The sequence below is a fragment of the Lacticaseibacillus salsurae genome (assembly GCF_045862175.1).
In the GTDB taxonomy this organism is placed as follows: Bacteria; Bacillota; Bacilli; order Lactobacillales; family Lactobacillaceae; genus Lacticaseibacillus; species Lacticaseibacillus salsurae.
Window position 1 is genome coordinate 19,432 of the sequence record NZ_BAAFZI010000024.1, and the last position, 17,075, is coordinate 36,506.

Consider the following 17,075-nt stretch of genomic DNA (forward strand, 5'->3'; position numbering starts at 1 on the left):
TTCAGCAAAATCTGAAGTGACGTCGCTTTTTTAATCGGGATTTTCATCGGCGGCTTCGACCAAATCGCTGATCTTGTCCCACAATTCTTGGTCATGGGCTTTGACGCCGTTAAGCAGTTGGGTCAATAAGCCGTTAAAGCCTGAATAATTCTCTCTGACTGCCAGCAAGATCGGGGTCAAAGTCACCAGATCATGCTCATCTAAAGTCATGGTCTGCCGCGTTAAATACCAGTGCTTGGGCAACAACTTGTCCAACAACACGATGCTTGGCACAAACTGGCCTAAGTGCGTGTGCGTTGTTTGCTTCAAGGTGCTTAAGATATTCAGCAAGCAAAATAAAGCCAATCGCTGGCGTTGGCGCATGGAAATCGCCAGGTCCACTTCAAAATCAGGTGTCGGGTGCGGCAAAGCCGGCTGATCGGCTAAAGCTTGGCCAATGACGTCATGGTGTTTGGCGTAACCTAACGCGCGATCAATGGCGCTTTTGACCATCGGCGCCACTGTTGGGTAGCCGATCGCTGTGTTGAAAAACAGCTGATCAGTGGCGATGATATTTTGCGCCGATAGCGAAAACACTTGCGGCTTGAGATCGTGATTTTGCGGCAATAAGACTTGCGTTAAGAACGGCTCAGCGCTGTGATGTGCCATGCGCATCATCACCACGATCAACAAGCGCTGAGGCACGGTCAACGTCATCAAGTACGATTCCATGGCTTTCCTCCTGGTGGTATACTGAAAGAAAAATTTGCGAGGCGTCAAATGGGGGACACAGTTGATTTTAAACAGGTCACAACAGTTGGGTTAGAAGCGTCACCATACGCTGAAAGCTTAGCCGGCTTGCGCGCCAATGAAGCACGGTATTTTTGGAACAAATATAAAGTCCCGTTTGTCACGCAAGCCGCTGACGACCAGCCGCAAGTGATGGCTTATGTCAACGCAATCTTAAGCGAACGCGCGCTGCATTTTGCCGCGAAGCCTTTGGCAGTTAGCCAACAAGTTATCGATGGGGTGAAGTGGACCCATGTGTTTTACGATAATGGCTTAGAGATCAATGTGTTGTATACGCAAGCGCCAGGCGGCAAGCGGGCGGTGGGCATCAAGTTAGCAGACGGGGTACCCGTCCCTGAAGAATTAGTCGGCAAGTTCAAATTCGCCCATCAAAAGTCCAAGCTTGCTGGGGTCATTCGTGGCAGCTTCTTTGTGATCAAAGGCGAGTATTGAACCAGCCATTGATGGTGCTAAGCGTTGGGCAACCAGCGCTTTTTTGTTGCCTTAAGCATACCCCTGAGTCCTTGAAAAAAGCCAATTTGACGCTTGTGAAAATGTTTGCACGCAAAGGTTGTCAGCGGTACATTTTTTGTATAGAACTGGGGGGCGCATCATGGCAGCTAATTGGTTAGTTTGGTCATTTATTGCGTCATTGTTGACCAACGCGATCGTGGTCAGTGGCGTATTGGCGTTGATCTATTATGTCGGCGAGAAAAAATCTGGCTGGCTGTTTGCGTATCATGATCAGATCCAAATTGTGATCTGTTGGATCTTTACATTGTATTTGTTTTTAATGTCAGCGGTCAATGGTAATCAAGCCTCCAATCTGTGGGGCGCGCATTGGACCTTTTTCAATGTGATGATCATTGTCAGCTTTGTGTTCAACTTGTTGATGGTATCGCCAGTCCATTGGGCTGGGGCGGCTTTGGCGACTTTTGGCTATTTGTTTTATTTGCCTGGCCAGGTGACACCTTTGCGCTTGGGGCTAACGGCGCTGGTGGTGGCTATTCAGTATTTCTTGACGGTCAAAGGCGCCAAGATCTGGGATCGGCGTGTGGTGATCTATCCTCTATTTACAGTTTATTGCGGGATCTCCTTAACAGCCATGGCGCTTGGCGTCGGCTCTAAAGACGGTTGGTTTTGGGTCCGGCAGTTAGTGGCGTTAGTGATCTTGGCGGTGATGGCTTATGAATATGCGCATATGTTGGTGCATTTGCGCCGGCAAAACAATCGCTATCAACAAGAAGCGGTGCGCGATCGCATGACCGGCTTGAAAAATTTCGGCACCTTCAATACCGAGTTGCAAAAGTTATATGAGCGGCATCAACGTACAGGGCAGAATTATTGGCTGTTTGAGTTGGACATCGATCATTTCAAGTCGATCAATGATTCGTATGGCCATTTGGTGGGCAATACCGTGTTGAAAACAGTCGCCCAAACCACGCTGGATTTTGCTCATGAATTGTCATATCCCACTGCCGTATATCGCATGGGTGGTGAAGAGTTCTGCTTGTTAGTCGGCGAAGGCCATGGTGATCAACAAGCCGCAACGAAACTGGCAGAGAGGTTGCGTCAGCGTTTAGCGGCGCTAGTTTTTCACAGTGAAGCGGGCAAGGATTTTCAAATCACCGTATCGCTTGGGGCAGAATTCGTCGATCCAGAAGACAAGCATTATTTGGATATTTACAACCGCGTCGATCAGTACTTATACGCCGTCAAGCGCAGCGGCCGTGATGGGTTAAATATTCACGGCCAAACGCTGCGAGTCGCCAAGTGACAAAATTGTTCGTAGGTAAATGCGCGTGAAGATGCGATAATAAAGACAACAACCGCGGTGTGATCCCGCTAAATCCAAGGAGTGAGACTTATGCGCAAAGCAATCGTTGGTATCATCGTCTTAGTGATCGTGGCTTTTGGTGGGTACAAAGCCTACAGTTATTGGAACACCACTTATCATGGCACCACCAATTATGCGATCGTGCCGACTGCCGTCAAACACAAATCAAAAACTGATGACGGCAAAAACTACAAGCAAAATGGCCAACAAGTTTACTACTATGAATATGACTTCAAATGGGCTGACGCCAATGGTAACACCAAGTCTGTGGGCTGGGAATCGGCAGAAAGCACCAACCCCAAGCCTTTGCCAGCAGGCAGCTTCGTTACCGCCCAAGTGTCTGCCAAGCGCGTGACCAAAGGCATGAAAACCATCGATAAATCTCAAGTGCCAGCCAAAGCATTAGCAGCGCTTCAATAAGCACGCACAACTAAACGGCGACCCCTCAAGCACCAATGGCGAGGGATCGCCGTTTTTGTGTGACGACGCGCAAAAAAAACGCCACCTTGCGCGAGGTGGCGTGAATTCAATGGCACTTTGTGGCCTTTGATAAGGTCAATATACCATGATTCCGCTTTCTTGAATGCAGTTAGCGGTGAATTTTGAAATTCCTTAATATCTCAAAAACAACTTGCGATCTGGCAAATTGTGATCGATCAACATGGCTTGGGCGCGTGGGCGCAGTTGCGCGTTGCCCATCACCACTTTGTAGCCGGCCATTTCTTTTAATGTGGCCAAGCCGCCGCTGTCGGTTCCGGAGAAAAAGCGCCAGTTCAACTCGGCCAAAAATGTCGCTGCATTGCTTAAGTCATCCCCACGCAACCCAGCATCGCGGGCTTCTTGCCAAACGATCGGCAGCGCTTGGGATTCTTTGAAGTCTTTTTCCAAATAGCGTTGGTAATTGATCAACCGCGGATAAGTGCGCTGCGTGGCAGTGAGATAAGGGGTGAGATTTTGCTTCTGGGTGTGATAGGCAAAGGTGTCTTTAGTCAACGTTACCACGCCGTAAACGCCAGGGGTTTGCGCGAAGCTGGCAGACACGATCTCTTTGGTCGGGGACTTGCCGCTTGGATCTGCGGAAATATCTTGGGCGTGAATGTGGCCAGAAAATACCACTGGGACTTTGTATTCAGCTAACAACTTGCGCAAAGCTGGGGCATTATTTAACGTCCAGCCATCGGAATGGGCATTGTGATCATACAAATTGTGATGCATGAAGACCAAAGTTTGGCGATGTTGCGTGTGGGCAGTTTCCAAGCGTTTGCGGATCCAATTCAAGGTGCTGGGGCGCAAACGCCCGCCAGTCATCGGCTGGATGTTGGAAGGCTGAACGGTATAAATATTGTCATCTAGCATCAACAGCTGATAGTTTTGGTTCAAGTTGATGGCATAACTTAGCGAATCGGCGTCTTCAGAAGCTTCATGTTGATAGCCGTCATGAAAAATGTGCCGCCAAGTTTCAGGCGAGATCTGGGCAGTTTTGTACTGAGTCTTGCCTTTGAATTTGCGCGCCCAGCCATCATAAATATCATGATTGCCTGGAATGATCAGCACATGGATGCCGGCGTTTTGTAGCGGCTCCAAGCGCTTGGCGATGCTTTGCGCACTGGCGAGTTCGCCATTGAAGGTGACATCGCCAGTGATGATCACGGCAGTAGGTTTTTGCTTTAAGGCTTCTTGAACAAAAGCATGAATGGCGATCGGCTGGTCATATAAGTCTTTGCCAGCAGCTGAGCCGTTGATCATTTGCCAAGCGTGTTTGTGGTCATGCAAACTCGGCGCGATGAAATGCGTATCGCTGGTGACCCAAAGCGTCGGCTTGGATTCATTGGACAATACTGGTTCGTGGTCGGTACTTTGCGGATAACAAAAAGCCAGTGCGGCTGCAAAACCGCACATGGCAATCAAACTGACAATGATAGCAACCCAACGTTTCACGTGAAACCCCCTGAAGATCCCTTTTACTGCTATTATTGTAGCGCAGTATCGACCACAAGCCTAGACGAAACCCAGGGATAAGTTGGGAACAACGCGATTTTCTCAAAGATATTTGGTCGCTTCTCGTACTGCTAATGCGGACAAGTTAGGGCGGCTTTGGATGAAGGCACTGACCCAATGTGGATCGGTTTTACTATATTGGCGCAAAGCCCAGCCGATCGCTTTTTGAATGAAGAATTCGTCAGTGTCGATATCGTAGTCGATGGCTTGCGTTAGCAGTCTGACGTCGGTTTCTGATTTGGCCATCAGCTGCAACGTGATCGCCACGCGCCGCAGCCAAAAGTCTTCTTGTCCATAAAATAAGGCCCAAACTTTTGGCATATTTTCATAGTGATGTTGTAAATAGCACCAAAAAATCGGCCGCAAGTTATCGACGGTATCCCACCAAGGTTTGACTGTGACATACCCAGCTAAGGTTTGGATGCCGTCAAAGTCAAAGCGAGTGGCATATTTGCGGGCCAGATCTAACGCCGCATATTGATACTCACGCTCAGATCTGGCGTATAGATCGGCAAATGCTGTGAGCAATTGGGCTTGATCCCAGGTTTTGGCTTGTTGCAACAGTGGCTTTTCTTGGGCTTTGCGCGCTAGTGATTTTAAGCCCACAAAAGGAAATTGATCGCGCATATAAGCGCTCATGGCGCGCGCTGTGTCAGCGTCACCGACGAATTGAAGATCAAACATACTAGCCTCCGTGAAATGGTCATTGGCGTGGCGCCTTTGCAGCTCGCCACCACGTCCATAATAACCCTAACGCGCCAAGCATTGAAAGCAAGACGGTGAAGTGTTGTAACCAAGTGCCGCGATAGCGTACGATCAAAGCTGTCGGGTGATCGCGCCCGACTTTGACGCCTAATAACCCGTTGACGTTTTGCGTGGGGTAAGTTTTGGTGGCGCTGGTCACGATGTAGCCTTTATAAGCAATCTTCGGCAACAAAATGATGCCAGGTTTTTTTGAGGTGTTGGAGATCTGCTCGACATCAGCGCCGTTTGATTGCTGGCCGATGCGGGTACCAAACCCAGCCAAGGCAATGCCTGACTCGGCTTTGGCAAACGTGCTGCGATGCGCGTCAGTGGCGATCGTGGCGCTGACGCTGGTGGGCAAATAGTCATACGTGCCGCCAAGTGCGTTGTTGGCGACATTGGCATTGTGATCGGTGACCACTAAGATGCCACTTTGGGCTTTGAAATGCGACACCACCGCGTAGTTGAACGATACCGCTAGCACTGTTGCCAAGGCGATCCAAGCAAGCTGGTGGTGTTGGATCACGCGCATTGCCAAAATCGCGCTGAGTAACGAGACTACCAGCAACAAGCGCCATTCAAACTGCAACGTCGCCAAAAAGCTGTGCTGGAGCATGGGCCATAAAAGCACATTGCTTGATAAAATAAACAAACTCCAAGTCGCGATCGTCAATTGGCGGTCGCTTTTGGTCGCTGATCTGGCGTGCAACAAGGCCACGATCATGATCATGAATGCCAGCGGCCCGATGCCAGGGGTGATTTGGGCCCACACGCCACTGGCATTGCTGATGGAATTGTTGAGCAATTTGGCCAACGAGAAATTCGCACCGATCGCCCATAATGACGGCGCGCGGCTGATCTGAAGCTTTTGGTAAGCGGCTTGTTCCAACATCGGCCCAGTTAAAAATAACGTCAACACCACAGCCATCAAGGCGGCACGGCATTGCGTGAAAAATTGCGTTTTGTTGAATTGATGTGTGACCATGCGGTAGCCGTCAAAAGCGATCATCACGCAGGTGGCGATCCCAGCAGACAAAGGATGCACGATCAGCAACAAGCTCATGCCGATCGCCAAGCTGCGCCAATGGGGATGGACTTGTAAGCTACGATAATAGCCCAGAGCCACCAGTGGCAACACCATGATCGCCAAGCTTTCGCCAAGGTCGCCACGCACAAACAAATCGATCAAGCGATAAGTATTGGCCATATAAAGGCTTGCACCTAACAGTGCTTGGTTGCTAGCAAATACTTGGCGCGCGCAGGCATAGGCAATCAGCCCAGTGGCGATGGTCAAGGTGAGCAAATACAAATTGTAAGGCAGCACAAAGCCACCAAGTAGCGCCTTGAAGCCTACAAAAGGCAACAAGGCCAATGAATTGTAGAAAATATCAATGGCATAGCCAAACCCGCCAGCCATCGTTGGCAATACGCGCGGCAAGAAGTTGTGATATTGCGTGACTGAGGTGTAGTACGCCAGCATCCGCGCTTTATGAAACAAAAAGTCATCTTGGTTATAGATCTTGTTCATGGTTAAAAAAGGCAGGCAGATCACGATCGCCAGACACACTAAAATGAAAAGATGGCGGTAAGTTTGTTTTTTGGCAGTCAAAATAGGCCTCCTCACAATGAAGATATTATTGGTCAATTGTAGCACGGTAGCGGCGATCAGCCGATTTTGAAGCGTCGAGGCGGGGATGTGCTGGTGTCGTCGTGGTTTTCAAAGCAACGCCGGCGCAGCTAGCTACGCTAAGAAAACTGAACCAAACCCAGGTTCAATTTCCTTAGCTAGGCTACCTGGTCGGCTAAGGGCGCTTTGGCAAGCACTGGTGTCGTCGTGGTTTTCAAAGCAACGCCGGCGCAGCTAGCTACGCTAAGAAAACTGAACCAAACCCAGGTTCAATTTCCTTAGCTAGGCTACCTGGTCGGCTAAGGGCGCTTTGGCAAGCACTGGTGTCGTCGTGGTTTTCAAAGCAACGCCGGCGCAGCTAGCTACGCTAAGAAAACTGAACCAAACCCAGGTTCAATTTCCTTAGCTAGGCTACCTGGTCGGCTAAGGGCGCTTTGGCAAGCACTGGTATCGTCGTGGTTTTCAAAGCAACGCCCCTACGGCTAGCTACGCAAGAGGACCTGAGCCAAGGGCGGGCTCAAATCCTCTTGCTAGGCTACCCTTGGGGCTAAAAGCGCTTTGCCAAGCACTGGTCGTCGTGGTTTTCAAAGCAACGCCCCTACGGTTAGCTACGCAAGAGGACCTGAGCCAAGGGCGGGCTCAAATCCTCTTGCTAGGCTACCCTTGGGGCTAAAAGCGCTTTGAAAACCACTGGTATCAAAAAAAAGCCGCCATGGGCTTGGCGGCAAAAAGGTTGGGGTTTATCACTTTGGAGGAGTGATGTTGCGTCGGCGGGAACCGGCGCAACTTGGAAAATGAAAAAGTGGGGTAGAAACAAGGGGGTAACTCATTTCTATGTTGTTTATACTACCGGTGAGTTGTGACGAATTTGTGATGACATTTTGACCTTTTAACGCAAAAAAACACCACCTCCGAAGAGATGGTGTTTGATTCAAACTAGATTAACGCTTCAGCGTAGCGCCAATGTAGTTGTACATGCCGGCTGGGCTGTAAGTGACACCCTTTAAAGCAGGGTTAGTCAAGTGAGCGGAGACACGTTGGTAAATCGGCACAACGCCTTGGTCCTTCATCAGGATCTGTTCAGCTTGCTTAAGGTCGTTATAGCGAGCTTCTGGCTTAGTGGAGTCAGCACCTTTAGACTTGGCGATCAAAGCGTCGTATTGGGCGTTAGACCAGCTACCGTCGTTGTAAGAGTTGCCGGTAGTGAACAAGTCAAGGAAGGAGATGGCATCTGGGAAGTCAGCAGACCAGCCAGAGATGACCATGTCGAAGTTCTTAGAAGCCGCGTTAGCAAGACGAGTCTTGAATGGCACAGAGTTGATGGAAACTTTCAAACCATCAAGTTTTTCAAGAGCGTTTTGCAGGTATTCAGCAGTGTTCTTAGATGCATCAGTATCATCACACATCATGGCAACAGAAACGCTAGAAACACCGGCTTCTTTCATCCCTTGGGCAAACAAGGTCTTGGCTTTGGCTAAGTTGTAGTCGGTGTAAGTGCCGGCTTCGCCTTTAGCAGCGTCTTTAGCAAAGTCAGTCTTGGCGTTGGCAGGATCGGTGAAGAGACCTTGAGGGGTGAGCGTCTTAGCAGAGATGGAACCATCTTTCAACACGTTCTTGATGTATTGTGGACGGTTGATCGCCATGGAGATGGCTTGACGGATCTTTTGGTTCTTGAAGGCAGGCACTTTCTTTTCGTTAAGTTCCATGTAGAACGTTGCGGATTCCTTCAAGCCGACATAGTCTTTGTTGGTCTTAGCCACAGCGGCTTGTTCGCCAGACAAGACGGCATCATCCAACTTGCCAGACTTGTAAAGGTTGTTGGCAGTGGAAGGATCCTTGACCACTTGGGTCTTGATGTTCTTGAGCTTGACGTCTTTGGCATCCCAGAACTTGTTGTTCTTGGATTCAGTCCAAGTGTTACCAGTACCGTTCCAAGACTTCAACGTGTAAGGGCCGTTAGTCAAAATGTACTTGGATTGAGAACCGTACTTCTTGCCATACTTGTCAACAGTTGCTTTTGATTGTGGGAAGAAGACTGGGTTGACCATCATGGTGTTGAAGTAAGGCAAAGCCTTTTCCAAGCTGACTTGTAAGGTGTAATCGTCAACGGCTTTAACGCCTAAAGTTGACGGCTTAGCCTTGCCAGCCATGATCGCATCTGCGTTCTTCACGCCAGAAAACAGATAGGCGTATTGAGACTTGGTTTTAGGATCGACAGTGCGTTGCCAGCCATAAACAAAATCTTTGGCGGTAACTGCTTTGCCGTTAGACCAAGTCGATTTGCGCAAATGGAATGTGTAAGTTTTACCATTGTTGGTTGGTTCAACCACAGATTTGGCCAAGCCTGGTTCCAACTTGGAACCATTGTAACGATAAAGACCTTCCATCGTGTCGACTAATTGTTGACCACCGATAACATCGGTGTTCGTGGATGGATCCATGGTGCCGATAACGTCACCGACCATCCGAGTCCAAGTATCGCTCTTTGAATCGCTGCTTGATGAGGATTTGCTCCCGCAAGCGGCTAGTAAAGCGGCAGATGCCAATAATACGGCGCCGGCCGTCATGCCTTTCTTCATTTTCATAAGTGTGCCCCCTAATGTTTATGGACTCAATTTAGATTAAAATTGAATGAAAGTCAATGGCAAAATCAAATTTTCGCCCATAAAAACGTCACAAATCGTTCATTTTAGTCTAAAATCCAAAACCACGTGTTAGCTATTCTCGATATTCCTGACGGTTTCTCCACAAATCGTGGTATTTTTTAAGTTTGATTCTTTTCCCATTCTCATAAAAAAACAGCCGCATGCTTGCGACTGTTAGTTATTGATGGCCTGCAATTCAATACTGACGGCGCGTTGATACGTTGCGCCGAATTTGTCCAAATGTACCATCAAGTAATACAAGCGATAGAAATGCTGCCGATAGTCAAACCCATCAGTTAGCGGGAATTCACTGAGATACCCGCGGTAAAAGTCTGGCGTAAAGCCGCCAAATACCGTGGTGATAGCCAGATCAAATTCGCGATCACCAAACCATGCAGCCGGGTCGATCAAAGCTGGTTGGCCATTTTCAAGAAACATGAAGTTGCCAGACCATAAATCGCCATGCAATAACACCGGCTGGCTAAGGTGCTGGTGTAAGCTTGCAATGATGTGCTTGCGAGCGGCGAGAAATTGTTCGCGTTGGCCGCTTGCCCAAAGCTGTTTGGTCAACAAGCTGGCATCTAACACATCCAAGCGCTGATTGACGAAGCTTTGGATCCAAGAATCGCTCCATGCATTGGCAAAACTGACGCTGGTACCAGCATAAGGCTGACTGAAGCCAAAGCGCCCACTGGGACTGGCAACGTGATGCAGTTTTGCCACCAAGCGCCCTAAATCAACTTGCGAACCCGACCCTTGTGGCAAATAATCCAACACCAAATACGCATCCCCATAGATCTGGCCATGCGCGATCACATGCGGGGCGGTGATATCGGCTTGTTCAAACGCCTGCAAACCGGCGACTTCCCCAGCGTAAAAACTTGCCGGTTGGCCAGCTTGCACCAAAAGAAAATAATCTTGTTGGCGGGTTTGCAGATGATACGCGGCATTCACGTCACCGCCAGAGATCGGATTGATCGCTGTGATCTCAGGTAACGGCAACTTTTTAAGCCATTGAGGATTCATGAATGATCTCCTTTCAAAAGAACAAATGTTCGGGTATGATGAAGCTATCTAGGAGGATTGGCAAATGTTATTACAAACGACTTTTGATTCCCCGTTAAACACCATGACCTTATTAGCCAATGACCACGCGTTATGTGGGGTTTGGTTTGTTGGCCAAACTTATTTTGGCGCAACGTTTGATCTCAGCGCGATCCCCACTGGCGACAATGCCGTCTTGCGCCAAACGAAAAATTGGTTGGCCGCTTATTTTGCCGGTCGCAACTTGCCACGTCCCGCGTTGCATTTCAGCGGCACGCCTTATCGCCAAGCGGTGCAACAAGCAATGTGTGCGATTCCTTTAGGTCAAGTGGTGACCTACCAACAGTTGGCCATGCAATTGCAAACGACATTGGGGCATCACACTTCTGCGCGGGGCATCGGTGGCGCAGTGGGGCACAATCCCCTCAGCGTGATCGTGCCGTGCCATCGCGTAGTCGGTTCGGCGCACCAGCCGACTGGTTATGCTGGCGGTTTATGGCGCAAACAAGCGCTACTTGAATTAGAAGGCGCTAGCGATCAAGTGAAATGGTGAAGTAATTGTTGTCGCCGCGGTATTTGGCGATCGAATATTCCAACGGTTGGTGCCTTTTGGTTTGGCCATAGGTATGAAAATAATAAATCGGCGCCTTGGTTTCGATATTCAATAAACTCGCCGTCGTTTCGTCTGCAGGCAGTACTTCTAATTGACGGTCAACATGGGTGATGGCCAAGTCGCGTTTGGCTAATTCTTCATATAATGACGCTTTGGTAAAATCGATTTGATCAAACCCATCCAACCCAGCGCGGGTCAAATAAGTGGTGACCAATACCACCGGCTGCTCATCAGCAAAGCGCAACCGCAATAATTTGTACACTTTGGCGCCTGGGTCTAATCGTAGTGCGGCTTGGACCTCACCATCGGCGACTTCTTCGTGAAAATACAATACCGAGGTTTGCGCTTTGACGCCATTTTGCGCCATTTCACTGTTGAAGTTACGGATCACATGAGTGAATTCTTGTGCCAGTTTGGTTTGTCTAACACGGGTGCCGACGCGGCGCTTGCGCTCTAAATACCCGGCATTGACCAACGCTTCGATCGCTTGGCGCACAGTGGGGCGACTGACGTTGAAACTGTCAGCCAAGTCGAGTTCTTTGGGGATCACGCTACCTTTTGGGTAGGTGCCATTTTGAATGCGGGCCAGCAGCTCGGCTTGGATCTGTTGATACTTCGGTTTGGTCATGAGATACCTCCGTTAGGTCATGACATAATTATAGCACAGCCCAAGAAAACGGCCACGATCTTGCCATCGTGGCCGCGTTTTGCTGTGGTGGATAAAAGCCACTCAAAGCCGAAGTGTTGTTGTTAGCGGTCGATGTCGATATGATCACTACCGGCTTGCTGCATGCGGGCTTTAAGTTCGTTGATGATCTTGATGCCAGAACTGGTGCCAATGCGATCAGCGCCTGCTTGGATCATGGCAATGAACGTGTCCGCATCCCGAATGCCGCCGGCGGCTTTGACTTTGACCACGTCGCCGACGGTTTGTTTCATCAACCGCACATCATGCACAGTGGCGCCGCCAGTACCAAAACCCGTGGCAGTTTTAATAAAGTCTGGTTGCACCGCTTTGGCAATGGTGGCGGCGCGGATGATATCCGCATCAGTTAAATAGCAGTTTTCAAAAATCACTTTACACGGCACCTGATGGTCATGACAAACGGCCACGATCTGCGTCATTTCCGAGCGGATATAATCGCTGTCGCCAGCTTTTAAGCGACCAATGTTTAAGACATAATCGATTTCATTGGCGCCATTTGCGATCGCATCTTGAGTTTCAAAGACTTTGGCGGCAATTGAAGTTTGACCTAACGGAAACGCGATCGCCGCGCCGGTATCAATGTCAGTCCCTTTCAGTTGCGTGGCACAAAGTTTGGCTTGGACTTGATTGATCGCCACCATTTTGAAGTGATAGGCTTTGGCCTCATCACATAATTTGATCATGTCTGCGTCGCTGGCGTCGGCGTGTAAATTGGTGTGATCCACGAAGCGTGCCAGTTGATCTAAGGTATATGCCGTCATAGTGAGTCCTCCTATATGTTATTACATATTAAAATATAAACCGGTTTCAAAAATATTGCAAGTTAGCGTTGACACCTGCACGGTTACCGTGTATTTTTAAGTCGGAGGTTAGTTAGTCAAGTAACTAACTAATGGAGGTGAACCCATGCATTTTGATGCGGATAGTGTGGTGCCGCTGTTTCAACAAGTGGCACAGCAACTGCAAGCCGGTATTTTAAGCGGGGCGTTTCAAGAAAATGAACAAGTCCCATCGACCACAGCGATGGCGCGGCAATATCAACTCAACCCAGCCACTGTATTGAAAGGCATGAATGTGCTGGTGGAAGCCGGTTTGATCGAAAAAAAGCGCGGCATCGGGATGTTTGTTTGCCCAGGTGCCAAAGCCAAGTTGCAACAATTGGCGATCGCAGATTTTGGGGAAACGCTCAAGCCAGTGATCCAAGCGGCCAAAGCGTTGGGAATGGATAAAGACGCATTGCTTCAAGCAATCGATAAGAGGTGGGACAAATGAGCACGATCACGATTTCTCACGTGCAAAAAAAATATCGGCAAAAGCCGGTATTACAAGATGTGAACTTGGCGATCCAAGCCGATCAAATCTATGGCTTGTTAGGCCGCAATGGCGTTGGTAAAAGCACCTTGATGCGCATCATCGCCAACCGCACTCGGATCAAATCTGGCACGGTGACTTTAGATGGCGAGTCAGTGTTTGAAAATGAACGCGCGCAAAACCGCATTTATTTAATGAGCACCGCCAAATTGTTACCTCAAGAAGAAAAAGTGTTCAAACTCTTCAAGTTGATCAAAACCATGTATGGGGATTTTGATGACGACTATGCGGCACATTTGGCCAAGGCGTTTGACTTAGACACCCATAGTAAATTGCGCAAGCTGTCCACTGGTTATCAAACCATTGCCAATTTGATCATTGCCTTATGTGTGCCTTGCGACTTTATTTTCTTGGATGAGCCGGTGTTAGGCTTAGATGCCAATCACCGCGAGTTGTTTTATCAAGAACTGGCCGAAACGTTTTCTGCCAAGCCGCGCACCTTTGTGATCGCCACGCATTTGATCGAAGAAGTGTCTGGGTTGTTGAACCACGTGTTTGTGCTCGCTGACGGCAAGATCTCATTGGATGAAGATGTGGATGTGTTGCAACAGCGCGGGCGGCAAGTTTCTGGCCCAGCCGCGTTGGTGCAAGATTACTTACAAGGCGTGCCGGTTTTGCACACCACGCGCTTAGGCGGCATGATGACGGCTTATTGTTTGCAAACGCCACTCGAGCGGCCTTTGCCAGCTGGGGTGAGCTTAGATGGAATGAACTTGCAGCGTTTGTTTATTGAAGTGACGAGAAAGTCAGGTGGCGATGATGAAATATAGTCGCTTGTTAAAAGCCACCTCCTTGACAACATTTGTTTCAGCAGCTGCTGCGGGGTTAACGTTGGTGGTCGTTGAGATCGCCTGGCCGTTATGGCATGACCCCCATGGTGCGATCCTCGTCAATTGGGTGTTTTTGGCCATGGTGTTAGGGTGGGTCTCAGGCATGATAGGGTGCCAACAAGTGTTGGGCATTGGTTTTGCCACTGGTGCCAGTCGCAAAACCATGATCTTGACGCAATGGACACATGGCTTTGTGATCGCGGTGAGTTTCAGCGTGTTGGCGTTGCTCATTCAGCGTGTCCTAAAGATCAGTGGCGTGAAATTGGCGAGTCGCGTGTCGAGTTTTCCCCATTTCATGGCTGCTGGTGGCATGATCAACAGCTTGATTTACTTGACGTTGCTCAGTTTGGTGGCTGTCGCCATCGGGAGTTTGGCCGGGGTTGGGTTCATTTATTTACCAAGTAAAGTCGTTGTACCGGCTTTGTTTATCTTTATGATCATGGTCGTGCCGCTGATCATGGTGATCGGCATGGTTGGCGCGTTTGGGGTCCAACAGCTTTGGCCTGGGATTTTGACGCATGCTTGGGTGCAACTAGTGGGCTTTGCCGGCTTAACGGCAGTTTTAGGGCTGATCGATTATCTGGTGTATCAACACCTTGATGCCCCGCAAAATATCAGGAGGCGCTGATGAAAAATCAAGTGATCTTGCAGCGGCTGTTCAAAAGCATCGCCTTGCCATTGGTGTGTTTTTTCCCGGCGGCGATCGGCTTGTGGTTGGTGGCTTGGGTGCTGTTTTTCCAGTGGTTTGGCGTTAAGGCTGACTTTGGCCCGATGCCGATCGAAATTTGGCTGGCGGTGTTTGCGGGATTAGCCTATTTTACGGCTCAAGGGCCTTTTAACTTGGCGATGCAAACTGGCGTGTCGCGGCGGTATTTCTTTTCCGCGCTGATCTTAGTATGGGTCAGTTGCACGGTTTTAGTCGCCGCAGTTTTAGGCATTTGGTCCCATTTTGCGCCGATGCCGCAACTATTGATCCAAGATCTCGGGTATCGCGGCGCGCTCAACGGTTCAGTTCTGATCGCCAATGCCTTGTTGGTACTACTCAGCTTGATGGTGGCAGCGTTAGTCGGGATCTTGGTCCAAGTCGCGACGATGAAAGTGACGCCTGATAGCCGCTGGTGGCTGTTCGTTGTGTTATTCGTGTTGCTGTTTTGGCTGGTGCAATCACCAAAAAGCGCGCATGCCACCCAATGGTTAGCCCAGCTTTATTGGGGATGGCCGGCAGTGCTGGCAGTCGCCTTGGTGGGATTGCTGGGGTATTTAGGCCATGAATTTCAAGTACTCGAACCCAGAAATTAACGCGTTTGCCAAGTGGCAGGCGCGTTTTTTTGAGTAAAATGAGTTGGAACTCACTTATGAACGACTTACACCTGGATTCACTGGCAAGTTGGGTCAAAGATATTTCCTACATTTTGCCTTTGACTTATGCCGGACACGCGATGACGCAGATCATTATGGATGGCACCAAGCTATCAAGTTTAGGCTTAGATATTGGCGTTTTATTGGCGTTCTTAGCGGTTTTGACTGCGTTGAACGTGCGCGGTATGCGGCGTTATCGCAAAGTTTAAGCGCACAACAAATGGCATCCGCCGATCGCGGATGCCATTTTTTAATCGAGTTGAAATTCTGCGGCGTATTGTAATTCGCCGGTGACATGAGCTAAGGCCCCATCAAATAGCGGTTTGATCAAAAAGTATTCTGCGGGGATGCCAGCTGGTGGGGTGATGTCAAAATCCGCTGCCGGCGTGTAACCAAAGCGGCCATAATACTTGGGGTCGCCTAAAATACTAATGGCGCGGCGCATATCTTCGCCAGCCGTGACTTCTAAGTAGGTGATCAAGGCGCCACCGACGCCTTGGTTTCGATAGGCAGGTAGCACTGCCAATGGCGCTAAGACGAAAATCGGGGTTTGGCCGACATGTGCCAGGCTCAACATGGCGTGGCCGATCACTTGACCGGCATCATTTAACGCAATGGCATCATATTGTGGCCGATAATCAGCGCTTTGGCGCAGGCGTTTGATCAGTTGAAATTCGTCGCCGTCTGAATGCTTGGCAGTTTCAAAAGCAGCTTTGACGACTTGTTGGCTTTCATCAAAATACTTGGGTTGGATCGGTTCGATACGCATGTGCTGTTGGCTCCTTTTTAATTACAAGCAGGGCAGAAATCTCCTGATTTTAATCAGGCAGATGAATGCCCTATTTTTGACGTCGTGAGGCGTATCTGCCACCCGGCGTTGTTCGCTGATTCTCGATGTAACGTTCGACCACTTCTCTACTCATGTCGCCTAATGTGCTCATGTAATAGCTGTGTGACCATAAGTGCCCACCCCAGAACTTTTGTGCTTTGACCTCTGGATGCTGGTCGAAAAACATTCGAGCCGAGGCACCTTTGAATGCTTTAACAATCGTAGTTGGTGTGTACTTTGGCTTGAAGCTGATAAGTAAATGTACGTGGTCAGGCATGACTTCCATCCGCTCAATAGTGACGCCATTGAGGCTGGCAATCCTTTCAAGGATGGCCTTCATGTCATTCACTAACTTTGGTGTTGTAAAGGCTGGATTGCGATATTTTGTGACCCAGATAAGGTGAAAATGAAAATTGTAAACATAGTTGCGTTCATGGATTGCACCGTCCAAGTTGCCCTCTTTGCTGTTCATATGTACTCCTTCTAATGCTATATTACCAACGATTTCGATACTTTTTAGTGTCTTATATGATATAATCATTTTAGCACAAGTAAGGAGGCGAAACTACATGAATCAGACAATGGCTCAGTTGCCTTACCACTACGGGGTGAAGGTCCGCATTTTCCCGTCTAACGAGCAAAAACGGCTCATCAAGCTCAACAGTGACGCCAGCCGGTTTGTTTATAACGAGATGAACGGGATG

20 protein-coding genes are annotated in these 17,075 nt (G+C 49.1%); 10 read left to right on the top strand and 10 right to left on the bottom strand.

Features of this window, described 5'->3' with window-relative positions; all coding sequences use genetic code 11:
• Window positions 1-30 precede the first annotated feature (30 nt).
• On the bottom strand, window positions 31-711 hold the full coding sequence (locus tag ACKTSG_RS08360; RefSeq protein ID WP_407893758.1) for a hypothetical protein: 681 nt from the start codon (window positions 709-711) through the stop codon (window positions 31-33).
• A 48-nt stretch (window positions 712-759) separates the two neighbouring features.
• Between ACKTSG_RS08360 and ACKTSG_RS08365 the strand changes: the two genes are divergently transcribed.
• The 3 genes from ACKTSG_RS08365 (at window position 760) to ACKTSG_RS08375 (ending at window position 3,025) form a co-directional block, all read left to right on the top strand.
• A complete protein-coding gene (locus ACKTSG_RS08365; RefSeq protein ID WP_407893760.1) occupies window positions 760-1,221 on the top strand; it encodes a DUF8821 family protein in 462 nt (153 codons plus the stop codon).
• Window positions 1,222-1,381: 160 nt separating this feature from the next.
• Window positions 1,382-2,545 (top strand): GGDEF domain-containing protein, encoded by a 1,164-nt coding sequence (locus ACKTSG_RS08370; RefSeq protein WP_407893762.1) that lies wholly within the window; start codon window positions 1,382-1,384, stop codon window positions 2,543-2,545.
• Between the two features lie 90 nt (window positions 2,546-2,635).
• Window positions 2,636-3,025, top strand: a complete 390-nt coding sequence (locus ACKTSG_RS08375) for a DUF1093 domain-containing protein (RefSeq protein WP_407893764.1) — start codon at window positions 2,636-2,638, stop codon at window positions 3,023-3,025.
• 192 nt (window positions 3,026-3,217) lie between these two features.
• On the opposite strand, the gene ACKTSG_RS08380 is transcribed toward ACKTSG_RS08375, so the two are convergent.
• The 5 genes from ACKTSG_RS08380 to ACKTSG_RS08400 form a co-directional block, all read right to left on the bottom strand.
• Entirely contained in the window at window positions 3,218-4,543 is a 1,326-nt protein-coding gene (locus tag ACKTSG_RS08380) for a metallophosphoesterase (RefSeq protein ID WP_434056250.1), read from the bottom strand.
• 102 nt (window positions 4,544-4,645) lie between these two features.
• The gene (locus tag ACKTSG_RS08385) at window positions 4,646-5,287 is read right to left on the bottom strand and encodes a DNA alkylation repair protein (RefSeq protein ID WP_407893766.1); all 642 of its coding nucleotides are present in this window, start codon (window positions 5,285-5,287) and stop codon (window positions 4,646-4,648) included.
• 19 nt (window positions 5,288-5,306) lie between these two features.
• Window positions 5,307-6,956: a hypothetical protein gene (locus ACKTSG_RS08390; protein WP_407893768.1), complete on the bottom strand. Its 1,650-nt coding sequence runs from the start codon at window positions 6,954-6,956 to the stop codon at window positions 5,307-5,309.
• A 959-nt stretch (window positions 6,957-7,915) separates the two neighbouring features.
• Complete coding sequence (locus ACKTSG_RS08395; RefSeq protein ID WP_407893770.1) at window positions 7,916-9,559, bottom strand: peptide ABC transporter substrate-binding protein; 1,644 nt, start codon at window positions 9,557-9,559, stop codon at window positions 7,916-7,918.
• 234 nt (window positions 9,560-9,793) lie between these two features.
• Window positions 9,794-10,645 carry a fructosamine kinase family protein gene (locus ACKTSG_RS08400; RefSeq protein WP_407893772.1) on the bottom strand — a complete coding sequence of 284 codons (852 nt, stop codon included), beginning with the start codon at window positions 10,643-10,645 and terminating at the stop codon, window positions 9,794-9,796.
• A gap of 64 nt (window positions 10,646-10,709) precedes the next feature.
• Here ACKTSG_RS08400 and ACKTSG_RS08405 point away from each other — a divergent pair, with 64 nt between their 5' ends.
• Complete coding sequence (locus ACKTSG_RS08405; protein WP_407893774.1) at window positions 10,710-11,216, top strand: methylated-DNA--[protein]-cysteine S-methyltransferase; 507 nt, start codon at window positions 10,710-10,712, stop codon at window positions 11,214-11,216.
• Here the strand turns inward: ACKTSG_RS08405 and ACKTSG_RS08410 are convergent.
• Window positions 11,194-11,904 carry a GntR family transcriptional regulator gene (locus ACKTSG_RS08410; protein ID WP_407893776.1) on the bottom strand — a complete coding sequence of 237 codons (711 nt, stop codon included), beginning with the start codon at window positions 11,902-11,904 and terminating at the stop codon, window positions 11,194-11,196. The genes ACKTSG_RS08405 and ACKTSG_RS08410 overlap by 23 nt on opposite strands.
• A 122-nt stretch (window positions 11,905-12,026) precedes the next feature.
• On the bottom strand, window positions 12,027-12,743 hold the full coding sequence (gene deoC / locus ACKTSG_RS08415) for a deoxyribose-phosphate aldolase (protein WP_407893778.1): 717 nt from the start codon (window positions 12,741-12,743) through the stop codon (window positions 12,027-12,029).
• Window positions 12,744-12,888: 145 nt separating this feature from the next.
• Between deoC and ACKTSG_RS08420 the strand changes: the two genes are divergently transcribed.
• Genes ACKTSG_RS08420 through ACKTSG_RS08440 form a run of 5 tightly spaced genes read left to right on the top strand, consistent with a single transcriptional unit; the run spans window position 12,889 to window position 15,751 of the window.
• Window positions 12,889-13,254, top strand: coding sequence for a GntR family transcriptional regulator (locus ACKTSG_RS08420; RefSeq protein WP_407893779.1), 366 nt, complete (start codon window positions 12,889-12,891; stop codon window positions 13,252-13,254).
• Window positions 13,251-14,123 (top strand): ATP-binding cassette domain-containing protein, encoded by an 873-nt coding sequence (locus ACKTSG_RS08425; protein WP_407893781.1) that lies wholly within the window; start codon window positions 13,251-13,253, stop codon window positions 14,121-14,123. The genes ACKTSG_RS08420 and ACKTSG_RS08425 overlap by 4 nt, the downstream gene beginning before the upstream one ends.
• Entirely contained in the window at window positions 14,113-14,811 is a 699-nt protein-coding gene (locus ACKTSG_RS08430; RefSeq protein WP_407893783.1) for a hypothetical protein, read from the top strand. Before ACKTSG_RS08425 ends, ACKTSG_RS08430 begins: the two co-directional genes overlap by 11 nt.
• Window positions 14,811-15,482: a hypothetical protein gene (locus tag ACKTSG_RS08435; RefSeq protein ID WP_407893785.1), complete on the top strand. Its 672-nt coding sequence runs from the start codon at window positions 14,811-14,813 to the stop codon at window positions 15,480-15,482. Before ACKTSG_RS08430 ends, ACKTSG_RS08435 begins: the two co-directional genes overlap by 1 nt.
• Window positions 15,483-15,538: 56 nt before the next feature.
• A complete protein-coding gene (locus ACKTSG_RS08440; RefSeq protein ID WP_407893786.1) occupies window positions 15,539-15,751 on the top strand; it encodes a hypothetical protein in 213 nt (70 codons plus the stop codon).
• Between the two features lie 41 nt (window positions 15,752-15,792).
• Here the strand turns inward: ACKTSG_RS08440 and ACKTSG_RS08445 are convergent, their stop codons facing one another.
• Entirely contained in the window at window positions 15,793-16,311 is a 519-nt protein-coding gene (locus tag ACKTSG_RS08445) for a GNAT family N-acetyltransferase (protein WP_407893788.1), read from the bottom strand.
• 70 nt (window positions 16,312-16,381) lie between these two features.
• Window positions 16,382-16,843, bottom strand: coding sequence for an IS200/IS605 family transposase (tnpA, locus tag ACKTSG_RS08450; protein WP_407893790.1), 462 nt, complete (start codon window positions 16,841-16,843; stop codon window positions 16,382-16,384).
• 97 nt (window positions 16,844-16,940) lie between these two features.
• Between tnpA and ACKTSG_RS08455 the strand changes: the two genes are divergently transcribed.
• A partial coding sequence (locus ACKTSG_RS08455; RefSeq protein ID WP_407893796.1) for a helix-turn-helix domain-containing protein occupies window positions 16,941-17,075 on the top strand: 135 nt, incomplete at its 3' end.

Bases quoted from the DNA above. Each gene is read 5' to 3' on its own strand.
- ACKTSG_RS08435 (WP_407893785.1), top strand. From the start codon at position 14,811: ATGAAAAATCAAGTGATCTTGCAGCGGCTGTTCAAAAGCATCGCCTTG.
- ACKTSG_RS08445 (WP_407893788.1), bottom strand. From the start codon at position 16,311: ATGCGTATCGAACCGATCCAACCCAAGTATTTTGATGAAAGCCAACAA.
- ACKTSG_RS08370 (WP_407893762.1), top strand. From the start codon at position 1,382: ATGGCAGCTAATTGGTTAGTTTGGTCATTTATTGCGTCATTGTTGACC.
- ACKTSG_RS08400 (WP_407893772.1), bottom strand. From the start codon at position 10,645: ATGAATCCTCAATGGCTTAAAAAGTTGCCGTTACCTGAGATCACAGCG.
- ACKTSG_RS08410 (WP_407893776.1), bottom strand. From the start codon at position 11,904: ATGACCAAACCGAAGTATCAACAGATCCAAGCCGAGCTGCTGGCCCGC.
- ACKTSG_RS08365 (WP_407893760.1), top strand. From the start codon at position 760: ATGGGGGACACAGTTGATTTTAAACAGGTCACAACAGTTGGGTTAGAA.
- ACKTSG_RS08420 (WP_407893779.1), top strand. From the start codon at position 12,889: ATGCATTTTGATGCGGATAGTGTGGTGCCGCTGTTTCAACAAGTGGCA.
- tnpA (WP_407893790.1), bottom strand. From the start codon at position 16,843: ATGAACAGCAAAGAGGGCAACTTGGACGGTGCAATCCATGAACGCAAC.
- ACKTSG_RS08375 (WP_407893764.1), top strand. From the start codon at position 2,636: ATGCGCAAAGCAATCGTTGGTATCATCGTCTTAGTGATCGTGGCTTTT.
- ACKTSG_RS08385 (WP_407893766.1), bottom strand. From the start codon at position 5,287: ATGTTTGATCTTCAATTCGTCGGTGACGCTGACACAGCGCGCGCCATG.
- deoC (WP_407893778.1), bottom strand. From the start codon at position 12,743: ATGACGGCATATACCTTAGATCAACTGGCACGCTTCGTGGATCACACC.
- ACKTSG_RS08360 (WP_407893758.1), bottom strand. From the start codon at position 711: ATGGAATCGTACTTGATGACGTTGACCGTGCCTCAGCGCTTGTTGATC.
- ACKTSG_RS08425 (WP_407893781.1), top strand. From the start codon at position 13,251: ATGAGCACGATCACGATTTCTCACGTGCAAAAAAAATATCGGCAAAAG.
- ACKTSG_RS08405 (WP_407893774.1), top strand. From the start codon at position 10,710: ATGTTATTACAAACGACTTTTGATTCCCCGTTAAACACCATGACCTTA.
- ACKTSG_RS08395 (WP_407893770.1), bottom strand. From the start codon at position 9,559: ATGAAAATGAAGAAAGGCATGACGGCCGGCGCCGTATTATTGGCATCT.
- ACKTSG_RS08430 (WP_407893783.1), top strand. From the start codon at position 14,113: ATGAAATATAGTCGCTTGTTAAAAGCCACCTCCTTGACAACATTTGTT.
- ACKTSG_RS08440 (WP_407893786.1), top strand. From the start codon at position 15,539: ATGAACGACTTACACCTGGATTCACTGGCAAGTTGGGTCAAAGATATT.